Origin of the sequence: Zobellia russellii, from assembly GCF_018728565.1 — a bacterium.
GTDB classification, from domain to species: domain Bacteria; phylum Bacteroidota; class Bacteroidia; order Flavobacteriales; family Flavobacteriaceae; genus Zobellia; species Zobellia russellii.
Genome location: NZ_JACSOI010000001.1, coordinates 310,964 through 326,057 on the forward strand (window position 1 = coordinate 310,964; position 15,094 = coordinate 326,057).

Annotated in this window: 14 protein-coding genes; 7 read left to right on the plus strand and 7 right to left on the minus strand. The window is 39.5% G+C overall.

All coding sequences use genetic code 11. The features are described 5' to 3' along the window. Nucleotides 1-32: 32 nt before the first annotated feature. The 5 genes from H9565_RS01365 to H9565_RS01385 all read right to left on the minus strand — a co-directional run bounded on the left by H9565_RS01365 (nucleotide 33) and on the right by H9565_RS01385 (nucleotide 5,627). The gene (locus H9565_RS01365; protein WP_215436538.1) at nucleotides 33-686 is read right to left on the minus strand and encodes a CoA transferase subunit B; all 654 of its coding nucleotides are present in this window, start codon (nucleotides 684-686) and stop codon (nucleotides 33-35) included. A gap of 51 nt (nucleotides 687-737) precedes the next feature. Next, nucleotides 738-1,439 (minus strand): CoA transferase subunit A, encoded by a 702-nt coding sequence (locus tag H9565_RS01370; protein ID WP_215436540.1) that lies wholly within the window; start codon nucleotides 1,437-1,439, stop codon nucleotides 738-740. Nucleotides 1,440-1,552: 113 nt separating this feature from the next. Next, the gene (locus H9565_RS01375; RefSeq protein WP_215436543.1) at nucleotides 1,553-3,895 is read right to left on the minus strand and encodes a penicillin-binding protein 1A; all 2,343 of its coding nucleotides are present in this window, start codon (nucleotides 3,893-3,895) and stop codon (nucleotides 1,553-1,555) included. Nucleotides 3,896-3,898: 3 nt separating this feature from the next. After that, nucleotides 3,899-4,384: a gliding motility lipoprotein GldH gene (locus H9565_RS01380; protein WP_215436546.1), complete on the minus strand. Its 486-nt coding sequence runs from the start codon at nucleotides 4,382-4,384 to the stop codon at nucleotides 3,899-3,901. Then, nucleotides 4,377-5,627, minus strand: a complete 1,251-nt coding sequence (locus H9565_RS01385; protein ID WP_215436549.1) for a PSP1 domain-containing protein — start codon at nucleotides 5,625-5,627, stop codon at nucleotides 4,377-4,379. Before H9565_RS01385 ends, H9565_RS01380 begins: the two co-directional genes overlap by 8 nt. A 176-nt stretch (nucleotides 5,628-5,803) precedes the next feature. On the opposite strand from H9565_RS01385, the gene H9565_RS01390 reads away from it, so the two are divergent. Further along, nucleotides 5,804-6,973 (plus strand): MFS transporter, encoded by a 1,170-nt coding sequence (locus tag H9565_RS01390; protein ID WP_215436551.1) that lies wholly within the window; start codon nucleotides 5,804-5,806, stop codon nucleotides 6,971-6,973. Between the two features lie 3 nt (nucleotides 6,974-6,976). Here the strand turns inward: H9565_RS01390 and trhO are convergent, their stop codons facing one another. Then, complete coding sequence (gene trhO / locus H9565_RS01395; RefSeq protein WP_215436555.1) at nucleotides 6,977-8,008, minus strand: oxygen-dependent tRNA uridine(34) hydroxylase TrhO; 1,032 nt, start codon at nucleotides 8,006-8,008, stop codon at nucleotides 6,977-6,979. 513 nt (nucleotides 8,009-8,521) lie between these two features. Between trhO and recA the strand changes: the two genes are divergently transcribed. From recA to H9565_RS01425, 6 genes are all read left to right on the plus strand, one after another. Beyond that, the gene (recA, locus tag H9565_RS01400; protein ID WP_215436558.1) at nucleotides 8,522-9,529 is read left to right on the plus strand and encodes a recombinase RecA; all 1,008 of its coding nucleotides are present in this window, start codon (nucleotides 8,522-8,524) and stop codon (nucleotides 9,527-9,529) included. A 144-nt stretch (nucleotides 9,530-9,673) separates the two neighbouring features. Continuing rightward, nucleotides 9,674-10,099: a hypothetical protein gene (locus H9565_RS01405; protein ID WP_215436561.1), complete on the plus strand. Its 426-nt coding sequence runs from the start codon at nucleotides 9,674-9,676 to the stop codon at nucleotides 10,097-10,099. A 76-nt stretch (nucleotides 10,100-10,175) separates the two neighbouring features. Then, on the plus strand, nucleotides 10,176-10,748 hold the full coding sequence (locus H9565_RS01410) for an RNA polymerase sigma factor (RefSeq protein WP_215436564.1): 573 nt from the start codon (nucleotides 10,176-10,178) through the stop codon (nucleotides 10,746-10,748). A 56-nt stretch (nucleotides 10,749-10,804) separates the two neighbouring features. Beyond that, nucleotides 10,805-12,403: an outer membrane beta-barrel protein gene (locus H9565_RS01415; protein ID WP_215436567.1), complete on the plus strand. Its 1,599-nt coding sequence runs from the start codon at nucleotides 10,805-10,807 to the stop codon at nucleotides 12,401-12,403. Between the two features lie 53 nt (nucleotides 12,404-12,456). Further along, nucleotides 12,457-13,341, plus strand: coding sequence for a LysR substrate-binding domain-containing protein (locus H9565_RS01420; protein WP_215436570.1), 885 nt, complete (start codon nucleotides 12,457-12,459; stop codon nucleotides 13,339-13,341). 78 nt (nucleotides 13,342-13,419) lie between these two features. Next, nucleotides 13,420-14,340 (plus strand): YeiH family protein, encoded by a 921-nt coding sequence (locus H9565_RS01425; protein ID WP_215436573.1) that lies wholly within the window; start codon nucleotides 13,420-13,422, stop codon nucleotides 14,338-14,340. 13 nt (nucleotides 14,341-14,353) lie between these two features. Here the strand turns inward: H9565_RS01425 and H9565_RS01430 are convergent, their stop codons facing one another. Continuing rightward, the gene (locus H9565_RS01430) at nucleotides 14,354-15,094 is read right to left on the minus strand and encodes a lysophospholipid acyltransferase family protein (protein ID WP_215436576.1); all 741 of its coding nucleotides are present in this window, start codon (nucleotides 15,092-15,094) and stop codon (nucleotides 14,354-14,356) included.

Consider the following 15,094-nt stretch of genomic DNA (forward strand, 5'->3'; position numbering starts at 1 on the left):
GAAAATACAGCGAAAAAAGAAAGAGATTTTACTTACAAAATCATTTCAGGAACCTCTCCTTCAACAATTAACGTTCCCTCAGTTGCTTTTTTAATTTCATCAACAGTTACACCAGGTGCACGTTCCAACAGTTTAAATCCTTTTTTGGTAACCTCGATCACCGCCAAATTTGTAACGATCTTAGTAACACAGCCCACGCCCGTTAGCGGCAAACTACACTTTTTTAGAAGCTTGGATTCACCAGCTCTGTTCGTGTGCATCATGGCTACGATTATGTTTTCGGCGGAAGCTACCAAATCCATAGCACCCCCCATACCTTTCACCATTTTTCCGGGAATCTTCCAATTGGCAATATCGCCATCTTCCGAAACTTCCATCGCACCTAAAATAGTAAGGTCTACATGTTGACCGCGAATCATTCCAAAACTGGTAGCCGAATCAAAGAAAGATGCTCCGTTAAGGGTGGTAATAGTTTGCTTTCCGGCATTTATAATATCTGCATCCTCTTCTCCTTCAAACGGAAAAGGCCCCATGCCTAGAACTCCGTTTTCACTTTGAAACTCTACATTTATATCATCTCTCACAAAGTTGGCCACCAACGTAGGTATCCCGATTCCTAGATTTACGTAGTAACCGTCTTTAACTTCTTTTGCTATTCGCTTTGCGATTCCGTTTTTATCTAACATAATGGTAATTTGAAAATGTGTTGATTTGAGAATTAAAAATTTCAAATCGCTTTAATGCTTCGCCCTAACCGTTCGTTGTTCAATACGCTTTTCATAATCTTTTCCTTGAAAAATACGTTGCACGAATATTCCGGGAATATGAATTTGATTGGGATCCAATTCACCTGCCGGCACAAGTTCTTCAACTTCGGCAACGGTAATCTTGGCAGCTCCACACATACAAGGGTTAAAGTTTCTGGCCGTACCCTTAAAAATCAGGTTCCCGGCTTCATCTCCCTTCCATGCTTTTACGAATGCGAAATCCGCTTTAAAGGCTTCCTCAAGCACATACATTTTTCCGTTAAATTCTCTGGTTTCCTTACCTTCTGCTACTTCCGTACCATAACCGGCAGGCGTATAGAATGCAGGAAATCCGGCTTGTGCCGCACGGCATTTTTCGGCTAACGTACCCTGCGGAGTTAGCTCCACTTCCAATTCGCCACTCAGCATTTGCCGTTCAAATTCTTCGTTCTCACCTACGTAAGAAGATATCATTTTTTTTATCTGATGTTTATGAAGCAATAACCCTAGCCCAAAATCATCTACCCCGGCGTTGTTGGAAATACAAGTAATATTCTTAATGTTGGATTCAACAAGTGCGGTAATGGCATTTTCTGGAATTCCGCAAAGCCCAAAACCGCCTAGCATAAAGGTCATCCCGTCTTGAATGCCTTGCAAGGCTTCTTTTACATCTGCTACTTTCTTAGAGATCATACTTAAGGAATAAAAGATTTCTGTTGGAGTCAAGTTACAATTTTTAAACGAAATTGCCCGTGACTTTCAGTGAAAGTCACGGGCAATTAAAAAGCTTAAATTACTTTTATGGATTAGAAATCCAAATCATCCAAATCATCGTCTAACCCACCATCATCATCGCTATCACCAACCACTTTGGTACAGTCTACGTTAATGGATAAATTTTTAGGTTTTTCAAACTCGCCATCAGAAATTCCTAGATTTTTATTTTCATAGTTTTTCTTCATGTACAGCCCCCAGATAGGCAATGCCATAGATGCTCCTTGGCCGTATTTTATAGACGCAAAGTGTGTAGACCTTTCTTCACCACCAACCCAAACGCCAGTAACTAAGTTTGGTACCATTCCCATAAACCACCCATCACTCTGGTTTTGTGTCGTACCTGTTTTACCTGCAATCGGGTTTGTAAACCCGTATGGATAGCCCGTAATGATTTCTTTATATTCAGTTGCATTCTTTTGGTAACTATGACGCAAACGTGTACCAGAACCTCCATGAGTAACACCTTCCATAAGATTAACCATAGCATAAGCTACATCTTTACTTAGCACATCTTTGGTCTCAGGCACGTATTCATAAAGAACGGTTCCATTCTTATCTTCAATACGCGTAACCATAACAGGTTTTACATATACACCTTGGTTGGCGAACGTACCATAAGCCCCGACCATTTCATATACATTGGAATCAGGCGTACCCAATGCAATAGATGGCACTTCTAATACGTCTCCTTTAATTCCAAGATTTTTAACTATTGATACTACTGATCTAGGTCCGACCCGATCAATCAATTGTGCGGTAACCGTATTTACTGAGTTTGCCAATGCATCTTTTAAGGTATACATTTTACCAGAATACTGCCCAACTGCATTTTTAGGACACCAAGCTTCCATATTACCGTGTTTTCCTGCTTCAATACAGTATTGAGTATCCGGTAAAGAATCGCATGGAGAAAGTCTTAATTGGTCAATGGCCGCAGCATATACGAAAGGTTTAAAAGTTGAACCTGCCTGTCGTGAACCTTGAATAACATTATCGTATTGAAAATGCCTATAGTCAATTCCACCAACCCAAGCTTTTACATGTCCTGTTTGGGGTTCCATAGACATCATAGCCGCCCTTAAAAAGGTTTTATAATACCTGATCGAATCCATTGGAGTCATAATGGTATCGCGTTCACGACCATCACTATTCCAATCAAAAACCGTCATTTCCGTTTTCTTGGTAAATGATGCGCGAATATCCTTGTCAGATTTTCCTTCCGCCTTCATTTTACGCCATCTGGAGGAATTTTTCATTGCTCGCTCCATAATCTTATTAATTTCAGACTTCTCCAAGTCTAAAAATGGGGCCGTAGGGTTTCTATCAGGCGTATTTTGGTGAAAAAATTCATTTTGAAGATTAGCCATATGTTTACGTACAGCGTCTTCGGCATTAGCCTGCATACGTGAATCTATAGTCGTGTAAATTTTAAGTCCGTCCAAATAAAGATTCCATTTGTCCCTACCACCTTCTAAAGCTGGCTTAGGGTTTTTGGATATCCAGTCGTTCATGAAACCCTGTAGGTACATTCTAAAGTAAGTAGCCAAACCTTCTTTATGTGATTCTGGATTAAAATTAATATCCATCTTCAAGGCTTGTAACGAATCTTTTTCCTGTTCCGTGATGTAATCGTATTTAGCCATCTGACCCAGAACGGTGTTTCTTCGGTTTTTAACCAATTCTTCCCTTCTGATCGGATTAAAATAAGATGAGTTCTTAAGCATACCTACCAATACGGCAGACTCCTCCGTTTTTAACTCTTGTGGCTCCTTACCAAAATAGATTTTTGCGGCAGAGCGTATTCCATCTGCATTATTAAGAAAATCATATTGATTAAGGTACATGGCAATGATTTCCTCCTTGGTATATTGTCTTTCCAAACGCGTGGCCAGAACCCACTCCATTACCTTTTGTTTGATGGTCTCAAATTTGTTCTTAGACCTTACCCCTACAAAGAGTTGACGCGCTAGCTGTTGTGATATGGTACTAGCACCTCCTTTTTTTCCTAAATAAGCAAAAGCTCTAAGCGTACCACGGGCATCTATTCCTGAATGATCATAAAAACGGGCATCTTCCGTGGCCACAAGCGCATTTACCAAATTTTGGGGAAGGCTGTCATAGGGCACAGGTGTGCGGTTATCATCCAAGTAGAATTTACCCAATGTCTTTGCATCCGAAGAAATAATTTCGGTAGCCAAATTGGTCTGCGGATTTTCTAGGTATTCGTATTCGGGCATCTCTCCCAAAAGTCCCCAAGACGCAGACAAAAATATCAATACAACTAACAGAATACCTGAAATAAACAGGATCCAAAACCATTTGATGTATTTAAAATACCCATTGGTCTTTTTCTCTTTAACAACCTTGGCCATACCTTACTCGTTACTTTTTTCTATTTCAAAACCGACGTCTGTTACGCCTTTTAAATTTTCAACACCGTTAACACTACCATTTTTTCGCATGGCGTGCCAGACCCGTAAATTATATACGCCAGAAGATGGAAAAACGATGTTTTCCTTATACCATAATTTATTTTCCTTGATACTACCGTAGCCCTTTCCCAACCATGTACCATCCGGTAACGCCATTTCATACTCCAATGTATCCTTTACCGTTTCTCCGGAAGGATATTCCAGTTCCGCTATCAAGAACAGGTTGTTGTAGGGAAAAGTAGCATCATTACGAACGGTAATGAACATGTTATGTCTTTGGGTGGTATCTATCTCGGTAAAAGAAAACACAATATTATCCGTCTTGTTCCAGACCCCACCTTTAGTTGCCTGAAATTCTGACCTGACCAAATTGTCATTGCACGAAAAACACAGTGTTGCCACAGCAAGAACCAGTAAGAGCCTAGCCATTATTTTGCTGTCTTTTAGGATTATTGTTTCTCCTTCTTTTATTTTTAGGAGGGTTTGTGTTACCCGTTTTAGCCCCTTTATTTTTATTGGTATTGCCACTGTTACTTTTAGCCTTGCTTCTCTTACGGTTTCTATTTCTAGATGATCTTTTAGGTCTATCAAAACGCGTTAGGCTATCTTGCCCCACAACATTCTCGAACACCTTCTCTTCCTTAACGAAATTATCTATCGTATATTCCTCTAGGCTGGCAACTTTTTCTCTCTTTTTGTTTTTTTCGAGAATTTCCTGCACTTGCTCCTTGGTTAAAGTGTGCCAATTTGATGGATCTTCTTTGTAAGAGAACCACAGCATTCCTTTAAAAATATCTGTTTTTTGACAGAACGCAAGGCCTTTTTCCGTGAACAATTTAGTGTCCTGAGACGGAAAATCCTTTAAGGCATCTAAATACATATCTAGCTCATAGTTTAGACAACATTTGAGCTTTCCGCATTGTCCTGCCAATTTTTGTGGATTTAACGATAACTGTTGATACCGTGCCGCAGAAGTACTTACGGACCTAAAATCCGTGAGCCATGTAGAGCAGCATAATTCCCGTCCACAGGAACCTATACCACCCAAACGCTGAGCTTCTTGGCGATACCCTATTTGACGCATCTCAATTCTAATACCAAATGCTTTGGCCATATCCTTGATCAACTGCCTAAAGTCTACGCGATCTTCGGCCGTGTAATAAAATGTGGCCTTTGAACCATCTCCTTGAAACTCAACATCCGAAATTTTCATCTGAAGTTTCAAAATAATGGCAATTTCCCGTGCGCGCTTTTTTATTTCCTCTTCGCGGTCACGGCATTTTTGCCATTTATCAATATCGTTTTGAGATGCCTTACGATGAATCCTTGGAAGGGTTTCATCTTTGTGATCAACCTTTTTACGCTTCATCTGCACTTTAACCAATTCACCAACAAGGGTAACCATACCAATGTCATGACCGGATTGTGCCTGTGTTGCCACAATATCACCTATTGAAATGGATAGGTTTTCGGTATTTCTGAAGAATTCTTTTCTACTGTTCTTAAATCTAACTTCAACGCAATCAAACGGCTTTTCACCATTAGGAAGCGACATGTTGGAAAGCCAATCAAAGACGGTTAATTTATTACAACCATCGGTACCACAAGTTCCATTATTCTTGCAACCACGAGGTTGTCCGTCCTTACCGGTCGAACAACTGCTACAGCCCATATATTATATCTTGGTTTGGCCTAAACGGGGGTTTTTGGCCAAATAGGGTTCGTACTAATTTTATATGTAAAGGTACTAAATTTTTAATGTGATAGAAAGTTATCTCAACTTACGAAGGTTCTTCGTTCCTTTGCGCCAAATTTGTCTTCCTTTAAAAAAAACTAAGATCGCTTTTCATGGAAAAGCAAAAAACGCTAAGTAATACCGTTCTCTATCTCATGAGCCTCTCCGCAGGTTTGGTAGCTGCGAACCTCTATTACAACCAGCCTTTGCTCCATATGATTTCCGTAAGTTTTGGAGTTAGCGAATCTGCCGTGAGCAATGTGGCCCTGTCCACTCAATTGGGCTATGCGTTCGGGTTGCTGTTCGTTGTTCCGCTGGGCGATATGGTTTCCAGTCAAAAAATATTGAAAATAGATTTTATACTGATGCTGTTGTCCTTATTGGCCGCTGCATTTTCCACCTCTTTATGGCTACTGGTCGTTTCCAGTTTTTTTATAGGATGTACTTCTGCCCTACCGCAATTGTTCGTTCCCATGGCCGCACAGTTGTCCAATGCGGAAAATAGAGGGCGTGCCATAGGCATAGTTATGAGCGGGTTGCTGATCGGCATTCTTGGAAGCCGTGTAATTAGCGGGGTTATTGGGGAGCAGTTTGGCTGGCGTACCATGTACTTTGCGGCCACTGCAATGATGTTTGTTTTATTTGTGGTACTAAAATTTAAATTACCGAAAGTAGAACCGGTGTACAAGGGTCGTTATTTAGATCTAATGAAGTCCCTCGTGCATTTCTTTAAGACCGAACCTCCTTTGCGTCTTGCCGCATTTAGAGGCGGACTTTCATTTGCCGGATTAAGTGCCTTTTGGACCACTTTAGTGTTTCTGATGGAAGATAATTTTGGCTACGGAAGCGGCATTACCGGAACTTTTGGACTGATTGGTATTATTGGTGCCCTAGCGGCCACAGTAGTGGGAAAACTAAGTGACCGAATGAGCAAAAACCGAATCATAATTGTATCTGCCCTAATTTTGATTCTTTCTTGGGTAGTATTTCTATTTTCCCATCATTCTATCATTGGCATTGTAGTAGGTGTTATTATGGTAGACCTTGGACAACAATCGCTCCATATTGCCAACCAGAACATTATTTTCTCCAGGAACGAACATGCCAGAAACCGAATAAATACAGTGTACATGGTCATTTTCTTTCTGGGAGGTGCCCTAGGCACAATTTTAGCCGCCCTTGCATGGTTGCATTACCAATGGACAGGCGTATCTGTCCTGGGCCTTACACTTTCAATAGTTACGTTATTGGCGCATTTGATATATGGCGATAAGAAAATTTAAAGTCTACTTCTTAAATTTGAGCACTTCTGATCGCCCCTTTTTAAAAATTTTGTTGCTAGCCCCTTTTCCCTTGCGTAACTTTTTCTGTTCTTCATAGGGTAAAGCATTTATTTCTTGGCAACTATCCGAACAGCAATTGTCCATATTTTTCGCACATTCATCACATTGAATGAACAATAGGTGACATGCTTCATTAGCGCAGTTTACATGATTGTCGCAAGGCTTGCCGCATTGGTGGCAATTGGCGATAACATCGTCCGTAATACGTTCGCTACGTCTATGATCAAAAACAAAATTCTTTCCTAAAAATTTATTCTCAAGTTTTTTATTCTCTACCTGACGGGTATAGTCAATAATTCCTCCTTCTAATTGGTACACCTGTTTGAAGCCTTTGTGCTTGTAGTAGGCACTTGCTTTTTCGCACCGTATGCCACCGGTACAGTACATGACCAATTTTTTATCTTCTTTATGGTCTGCCAGGTCTTTCTCAATAATATCCAAAGAATCTCTAAACGTATCTACGTCTGGGGTAATGGCATTTTTAAAATGACCTATTTCGCTCTCGTAATGGTTACGCATGTCTACCAAAATGGTATCCGGGTCTTCAATAAGTTCATTAAATTTTTCCGCTCCTACATGAATACCCTTGTTGGTAACATCAAAAGTGGTATCATTTAGACCATCTGCAACAATTTTATTCCTAACCTTAACTTTCAATTTCAAGAATGAAAGGTTATCCTGTTCAATAGCTATGTTTAGGCGTACATTCTCCAAAAAGGTAATGCTATCCAAATGAGCCTTAAAACGTTCAAAATTTTCGGCCGGAACGGATAATTGCGCATTTATACCTTCGTTGGCAACGTAAATACGGCCAAGAACATCAAGTTCGTTCCAATTGATAAATAGGTGGTTTCGGAATATTTCGGGGTTACCGATCTGTGCATATTTGTAGAAAGAGATAGTCAAACGTTCTTGACCGGCTTCTTCAATAAGAGCCGCCCTTTCTTTTGCACTTAAGTTATTGTACAGTTGCATGCTATACCAATGTTTTAAGTTTATAAAGAATTTTCTAAGTCCGCAAAGATAACAATTATAGATAATTCTTTTCTGTGGGCAGAATTTGGGCCGCTAAATCACCCTAGACCATAAAAAAAGAGCCTTGATAAAATCAAGACTCTTTATTGACCATTCCATTTTTTTCTTTTTCATAGCATCTTTAAAATACATAAAAAAGGAAGTGGCCACCATTGCTCCCTAACACTAAAAAGGGAAGCTTGTTTGAGTTAGTTTCCGATTACAATCGGAACAGTATTTTTAATAAGATACCAAACCAACCTAAAAGTTGCGTTAAGGAAACAACTATTTTAACAAACACTTATCCCTTAGACGTATACCAAGCTTTAGCCTTACAGCATTTATCAATTATTTTAAAAAACACTGTATTGCATATCCTCTAAAAACATACGCCCCATTTTCAGAAAATGAACTTAAGAACTGGCATTATGATAAAAGAAATGCTAATTTAGCATCCCTTAAAAAAAAGAAAATATGAGCTCGGAAAAAGATGCAAAACTAAAAGCCCTAAAGTTAACCTTGGATAAGTTGGACAAGACTTACGGAAAAGGTGCCGTAATGAAGATGGGCGACAGCGTAGTAGAAGATGTTGAAGTAATCCCATCCGGTTCATTAGGTCTTGATATAGCCTTGGGCGTTGGCGGTTATCCAAGAGGTAGGGTAATTGAAATTTACGGTCCTGAATCATCAGGTAAGACCACTTTGACCTTACACGCCATTGCCGAAGCCCAAAAAAATGGGGGCATTGCAGCATTTATTGATGCTGAGCACGCTTTTGACCGTTTTTATGCGCAAAAACTTGGTGTAGATATAGACAACCTTATCATTTCTCAACCGGATAACGGGGAACAAGCTTTAGAAATAGCCGATAACCTGATTCGTTCGGGCGCGATTGATATTGTTATTATTGACTCCGTTGCCGCATTGACTCCTAAAAGTGAGATAGAAGGTGAGATGGGAGATTCCAAAATGGGTCTTCATGCAAGGTTAATGTCTCAGGCATTACGTAAACTTACCGGATCTATAAGCAAAACCAATTGTACGGTTATTTTCATTAACCAGCTACGTGAAAAAATTGGGGTAATGTTCGGTAATCCAGAAACTACCACAGGTGGAAATGCCTTAAAATTCTATGCTTCGGTTAGACTAGATATTCGTAGATCTACACAGATCAAAGATACGGACGGAGGTGTTCAAGGGAACAAGACCCGAGTAAAAGTCGTGAAAAACAAAGTAGCTCCACCATTCAGAACAACGGAGTTTGATATTATGTATGGTGAAGGAATCTCTAAAGTTGGTGAAATCATTGATCTTGGTGTTGAATATGAAATCATCAAGAAAAGCGGTTCATGGTTTAGCTATGGCGACACCAAACTAGGGCAAGGTCGTGATGCCGTAAAGTCCTTATTATTGGACAACCCAGAACTTTTTGAAGAACTAGATGCAAAAATCAGGGCAGCCATAAAAGCGCTAAAAGAATAAACTAAAAGGGTCTACCTTATTATTACGCCGCTAATAGCAACAATCAACCGTTGTTTTTAGCGGCGTAACTCTTTATTGCTAGTATAGAACCACTCCACGCAACCCTTGCCCGTATTTTTCATCTAGTAAATAAAATGCATTACCATGAAATCATACCTTAAACTTTTTGGTTTAGCCTGTGCACTTGCCCTTGCATCTTGCAGCCTTAATGATGACGGCGTAAATTTTCAATATACATCACTCAATATTACCGGAGCAAGTTTACCGGATACATTTGAACTAGGACGCGTATACAATGTAGATGTAAACATCCTAAGGCCAAATGATTGTACGCTAATGGACCAGTTTGATGTAAAACGTTCGTTTACGGACTCTACCCAAATTAGAACCATATCCGCAATTGGTATTATACTAGACAAAGAGGAATGTATTGAGATGAACGACAGTCTGCAGGACGCTTTTCAATTTGAAGTACTTTATACCAAACCGTATATTTTCAGATTCTATACTGGTGACGATTCCGCAGGGGAACCTGAATTTTTAGAAATAGAAGTACCTGTAAAAGAATAATTATCTTTAACCTTAGTCATTCACTATTTCTAAAAAACAAGCACGTAGTTTACATGCTTTAATAATACAATGCCAATTGGGTCTAGAAGAGCTCATAATTAACTGTAAGAAAGGAAACAGACAGGCACAGGAACAATTGTACCGGGACTATTCCCGTACGTTGTTCGGTATCTGCCTTAAGTATTCCCGCAACCGAACGGAAGCGGAAGACAACCTACACGACAGTTTTATGGTTATCTATGAAAAAATTGGACAGTTTAAACACAAAGGCTCTTTTGAAGGTTGGTTAAAACGTATAACCGTAAACACCGTTCTTCAAAAATACCGTAAGGAAGAACATTTAAGCTTAGTAACTGAAAATACCGAGGAAATAGAACCAGAAGTAGATGGCGACTATGAGAACCTAAGTCTGGACACCTTGTTAAAACATATACAGGAGCTTCCGGACAAATACCGTCTTACGTTTAACCTATATGTTCTTGATGGATATACCCATAAAGAAATAAGTGAACTTTTAGGTACCTCCCAAGGCACCTCAAAAAGTAATCTGGCCAGAGCCAGAAACCTATTAAAAGAAAAAATAGAGATTACAAAGAACAAAGCCATCATTGGTCTGCTCATCTTCCTTTTGATAGGATTTTGTGTATGACCCTTGAAAAATAGTACATCAAAAAAACAAAATACCAAGTACCTAAGCATTGCATAATGAGTAAAAAAAATATAGATAATCTGTTCCAAGAGAAGTTTCGCGACTTTGAGGAAGTTCCGGGCGATAGAGTCTGGAACGCCATTGAGGCTTCTTTGGACAAGAAGAAAAAGAAAAGGGTCATTCCTATCTGGTGGACTCTGGGTGGTGCAGCGGCAGCTTTGGTCATTGCGCTTTTGGCGTTCTATCCAACCTCTCCACAAACCATAGATTCCAACGGTATAACCAATACTGATGAAAATGAAGAGCTACCCGACAATAGCAAAAAAAATACCAATGAGTTTATTTTAAATTCGTCCGAAAAGGAAAGTAATGTAGTTTCTTCCGATGCTAAAATTGACCCAGAAAAAAAGCAGAATGTTGAATCCTACGCCAACACTCAAGAAAATGATGACACTCAAAGTTCAGGCTTAGAAAAAGATGAACAGACCGTAGAAAAGCGCACGCTTAAAAATCAGAATATTTCACCGTCTAAAAGCACAGAGTTAGCTCAGAGCAACAAAACTAAGGATGCTTTAAAAACGAAAAACGAGACCAACCAACAGGATCAAAGCCCTACTGATTCCAGACTTGTAAGTAATGAGACAGGTGTTGATTCGCCTGACACAGCTGACTCCCCGACAAATCAAAAAACAGGTTCTACCATTAGAGATAAAATGGAATCTACAGATTTGGCAAAGGCCGAACAACAGGGTTCTGTAAACCTTAAAACAAATAAGAGCGACGCGCAAAACTCGGTTTTACATACTGAAGTAGCCGAAAGCAACACAGACTTACCCAAAAAATCTTCCCAGGAAAAGAAATCCATTTTTGATGAGATTGAAGCCAAAGAGGAGATTGCAACTGTAGAAAAAACAGGTCGTTGGTCCGCAGGGCCCAATGTTGCCCCAGTGTACTATAACGCTATTGGCGAAGGTTCACCGGTCAACTCCATTTTTAATGAGAACTCAAAATCCGGTAACACCAATTTTAGTTACGGCCTTACCGTGGCCTATGCCCTAAACGATAAATTGAGTATTCGCTCAGGAATAAATAAAGTAGACTATGGGTACGACACCAACGATGTTGGCTTTTCATCTACCTTGCAAGAAGCTTCAACTGACAAACTAAAGAATATTGATTATGCCAGTACTGCAAAAAACATAGTAGTAACGGGCCAAAACAGTAATTTTAACAGCTTGTCGAACTCGGATGCCATGTTTGCCTTTGAAGTGACCAACGCCAACAGCAATCAACGAAGCGGGACTATGGCACAGCAATTTGGTTATTTAGAGGTGCCTCTGGAGTTGGATTACGCACTAATTGACCGTAAGTTTGGATTAAATATTCTGGGCGGTGTTAGTTCGCTGTTCTTAATAGATAATTCCGTGACCTTAACTTCTGGTGAACTAACTACAGAAATAGGTGAAGCTAACAACATAAATTCCGTAAACTTTAGTACCAATGTTGGGTTTGGTGTCAATTACAAGTTCACACCAAAAATACGTTTTAATGTAGAGCCGGTTTTTAAATATCAACTGAATACCTTTTCAGATGTATCCGGAGATTTTAGGCCTTTTTCTGTTGGGGTATACAGTGGTCTCAATTTTAAATTTTAAAGGCCTGCCGTACAAACAGTTTCTAAAGCGGAACTATTCTTTTATTTAAACTGATGAAACAGAAACTACAGATTTTTAAAACGGTAGCCATTCACTCTAGTTTTACTAAAGCGGCAGAGCAACTCTTTATATCCCAACCTGCAGTTTCCAAAGCCATCCGCAGTATAGAGGACGAATACAAGACGACCTTTTTCCTGCGAAAGCGAAATTCCATTGAACTTACTGAAGATGGAAAAGCTTTTTTGGTTTACACCAATAGAATATTGGAGATTCATGCAGAAATTGAAAATCAGTTTTTACATCAAAAAGAACATATTCCAGACGCCATTCATTTTGGCGCTAGTACTACTTTGGTGAACCATATTGTGCCAAAAATCATTGCCAAATTCAGAACACAGCACCCACACACCAATTTTGATATTAAAAGCGGTAATTCAGAAGAAATTGAGGAGTTTATACTCAACCAAAAATTAGATTTTGGTATAACCGAAGGCAGCAACACCAATAGAAAACTTCATTATGAAAAGTTTATAAAAGATGAAATAGTGTTGGTTACCAGCGTTAAGAACAGTGCTTTTAAACAAAATACCATAAGTACGGACGTACTGCAAAAACTGCCCATGATAGAGCGTGAAATGGGCTCCGGAACCCGAGAAATTATCTACAGCTTTCTTAAGGAACACAATATTAAAAAGCTGAACAGTATTGTAACCCTTAACAGTACCGAAGCCATAAAAAACTACCTCTACCATTCTGACACTTTTGCATTGCTCTCCGTTCATGCGTTAAATGAAGATCTCGTTTCCAATAAGCTAAAAATCATCGACATTAAAAATATTACCATTGAACGATGGTTTTATTTTGTATCAAGAACAGGTTACCAATCTAATGTAATGGACTACTTTCAAAAATTCGCACGGAACAACTATAACTTTTAGTTATTTCATATAGCATTTTAAATTGCTTAAAAGTAATTTAACGGGCTTACTTTTGTAACATCAAAAAAATATGATGGTATGAAAGATAGAGTGGCAAAAGCAGTATTTTTAGGTATAGCACTTATCGTTTTCAGCGGATGGGTCAATAGCCCAACTGCCCTGCTACTCGGTTTTGGATTCACCCTTTTTTTTAACAACCCTTTTAAAGCATATTGCCACAAGGCTATACATACCTTTCTAAAGATATCTGTTGTGGGTCTAGGTTTTGGTATGTTTTTAAAAGAAACCTTAGCAACAAGCAAAGAAGGCTTCACCCTAACTTTTTTATCAATTCTCCTGACCGTTTGCCTTGGTTTTTTACTCACAAAGGTTTTAAAACTGGACACCAAATTAGGTCATCTCATTACTTCCGGAACATCAGTTTGCGGTGGTAGTGCCATAGCGGCTATATCTCCTGTAATAAATGCTAAAAGCAGGGTCATTAGCATTGCGCTCGCCGTTGTGTTTCTATTGAATTCTGTGGCATTGTTCGTTTTTCCGGCAATTGGTCATTACCTGCACCTAACTCAACATCAATTTGGGCTCTGGTGTGCTGTAGCCATACATGATACCAGCTCTGTAGTAGGTGCGGCCATTGGTTATGGTGATGAAGCCTTGAGAATAGCCACAACGGTAAAACTTTCTAGAATGCTTTGGATTATACCATTGTCCCTTCTTTCTATGTTCATTTTTAAAACAAAAGGTGAAAAAGTAAAAATGCCTTACTTCATTCTACTTTTTATAGGGGCCATAATTGTGAATAGTTATCATCTTATTCCCGCACCTGCTACGGGGTTTTTAGTTGCCACTTCCAAACATCTTTTAGTATTGACATTATTTCTTGTAGGTTCAACAATTTCTATTGGTGATTTAAAGAAAACGGGAGTACGCCCCGTGCTTTTGGCATTGCTTCTTTGGATATTCATTTCCGCTTTGTCCCTAGCATATATCCTGTACTAGATCCAAAAGGCTATTATTGGGACTGAAGTTCTTTTAGAATTACTTTTCTTATGTTCTCTCTTAAGCTTGATTTATCGGATTCGGAGAGATTATCGGTCTCGAAAAATTGGTGCACTTTGGCACGAGTGCGGCCTGGGCCACCACTGAAGAACGAAAAAGAGAATCGCTTTTTATTGTCATGAAAGGTCATAGGAACCACCGGTATTTTATGGGCTATGGCCATTCTAAAAGCACCGTCCTTAAAATCGTCCAAAAGAATACGCTCGTCATCCGGTACACCTCCTTCTGGAAAAATACAGATACTCAATCCTTGGCCCAACCTCTTTTGAGCACGTCTATATACCGCCGTTCTGCTCTTGGCATCCGAACGGTCTACCATAATGCAGACCCTTTTGTAGAAAAAACCAAAAAGCGGAATCTTCGCCAGTTCTTTCTTGCCCACAAAAACAAAAGGGTTTCTGCTAATGTAGAGCATCAACATAATATCTAACATACTGGTATGGTTCGCCACCAACATATAGCTCTTTCGCCTTTCTATCTTCTGTTCAAAAATCACCTTTGGTGGACAACCCATACCGTACAAAATTGGGGTGGCCCATAGGTTCCGTGCCAACCAAAAAAACTGTGGATACCACTTCTCGCTAAGCGTAGTCAGCAACAAAAAAGGAAAAAATATGAGGATGGGCAGAGCTACTAAAATATAGAACCAAATGCGGTACAGGGTGTAGCCAATTTTTTTGAGTATTCCGGGCAT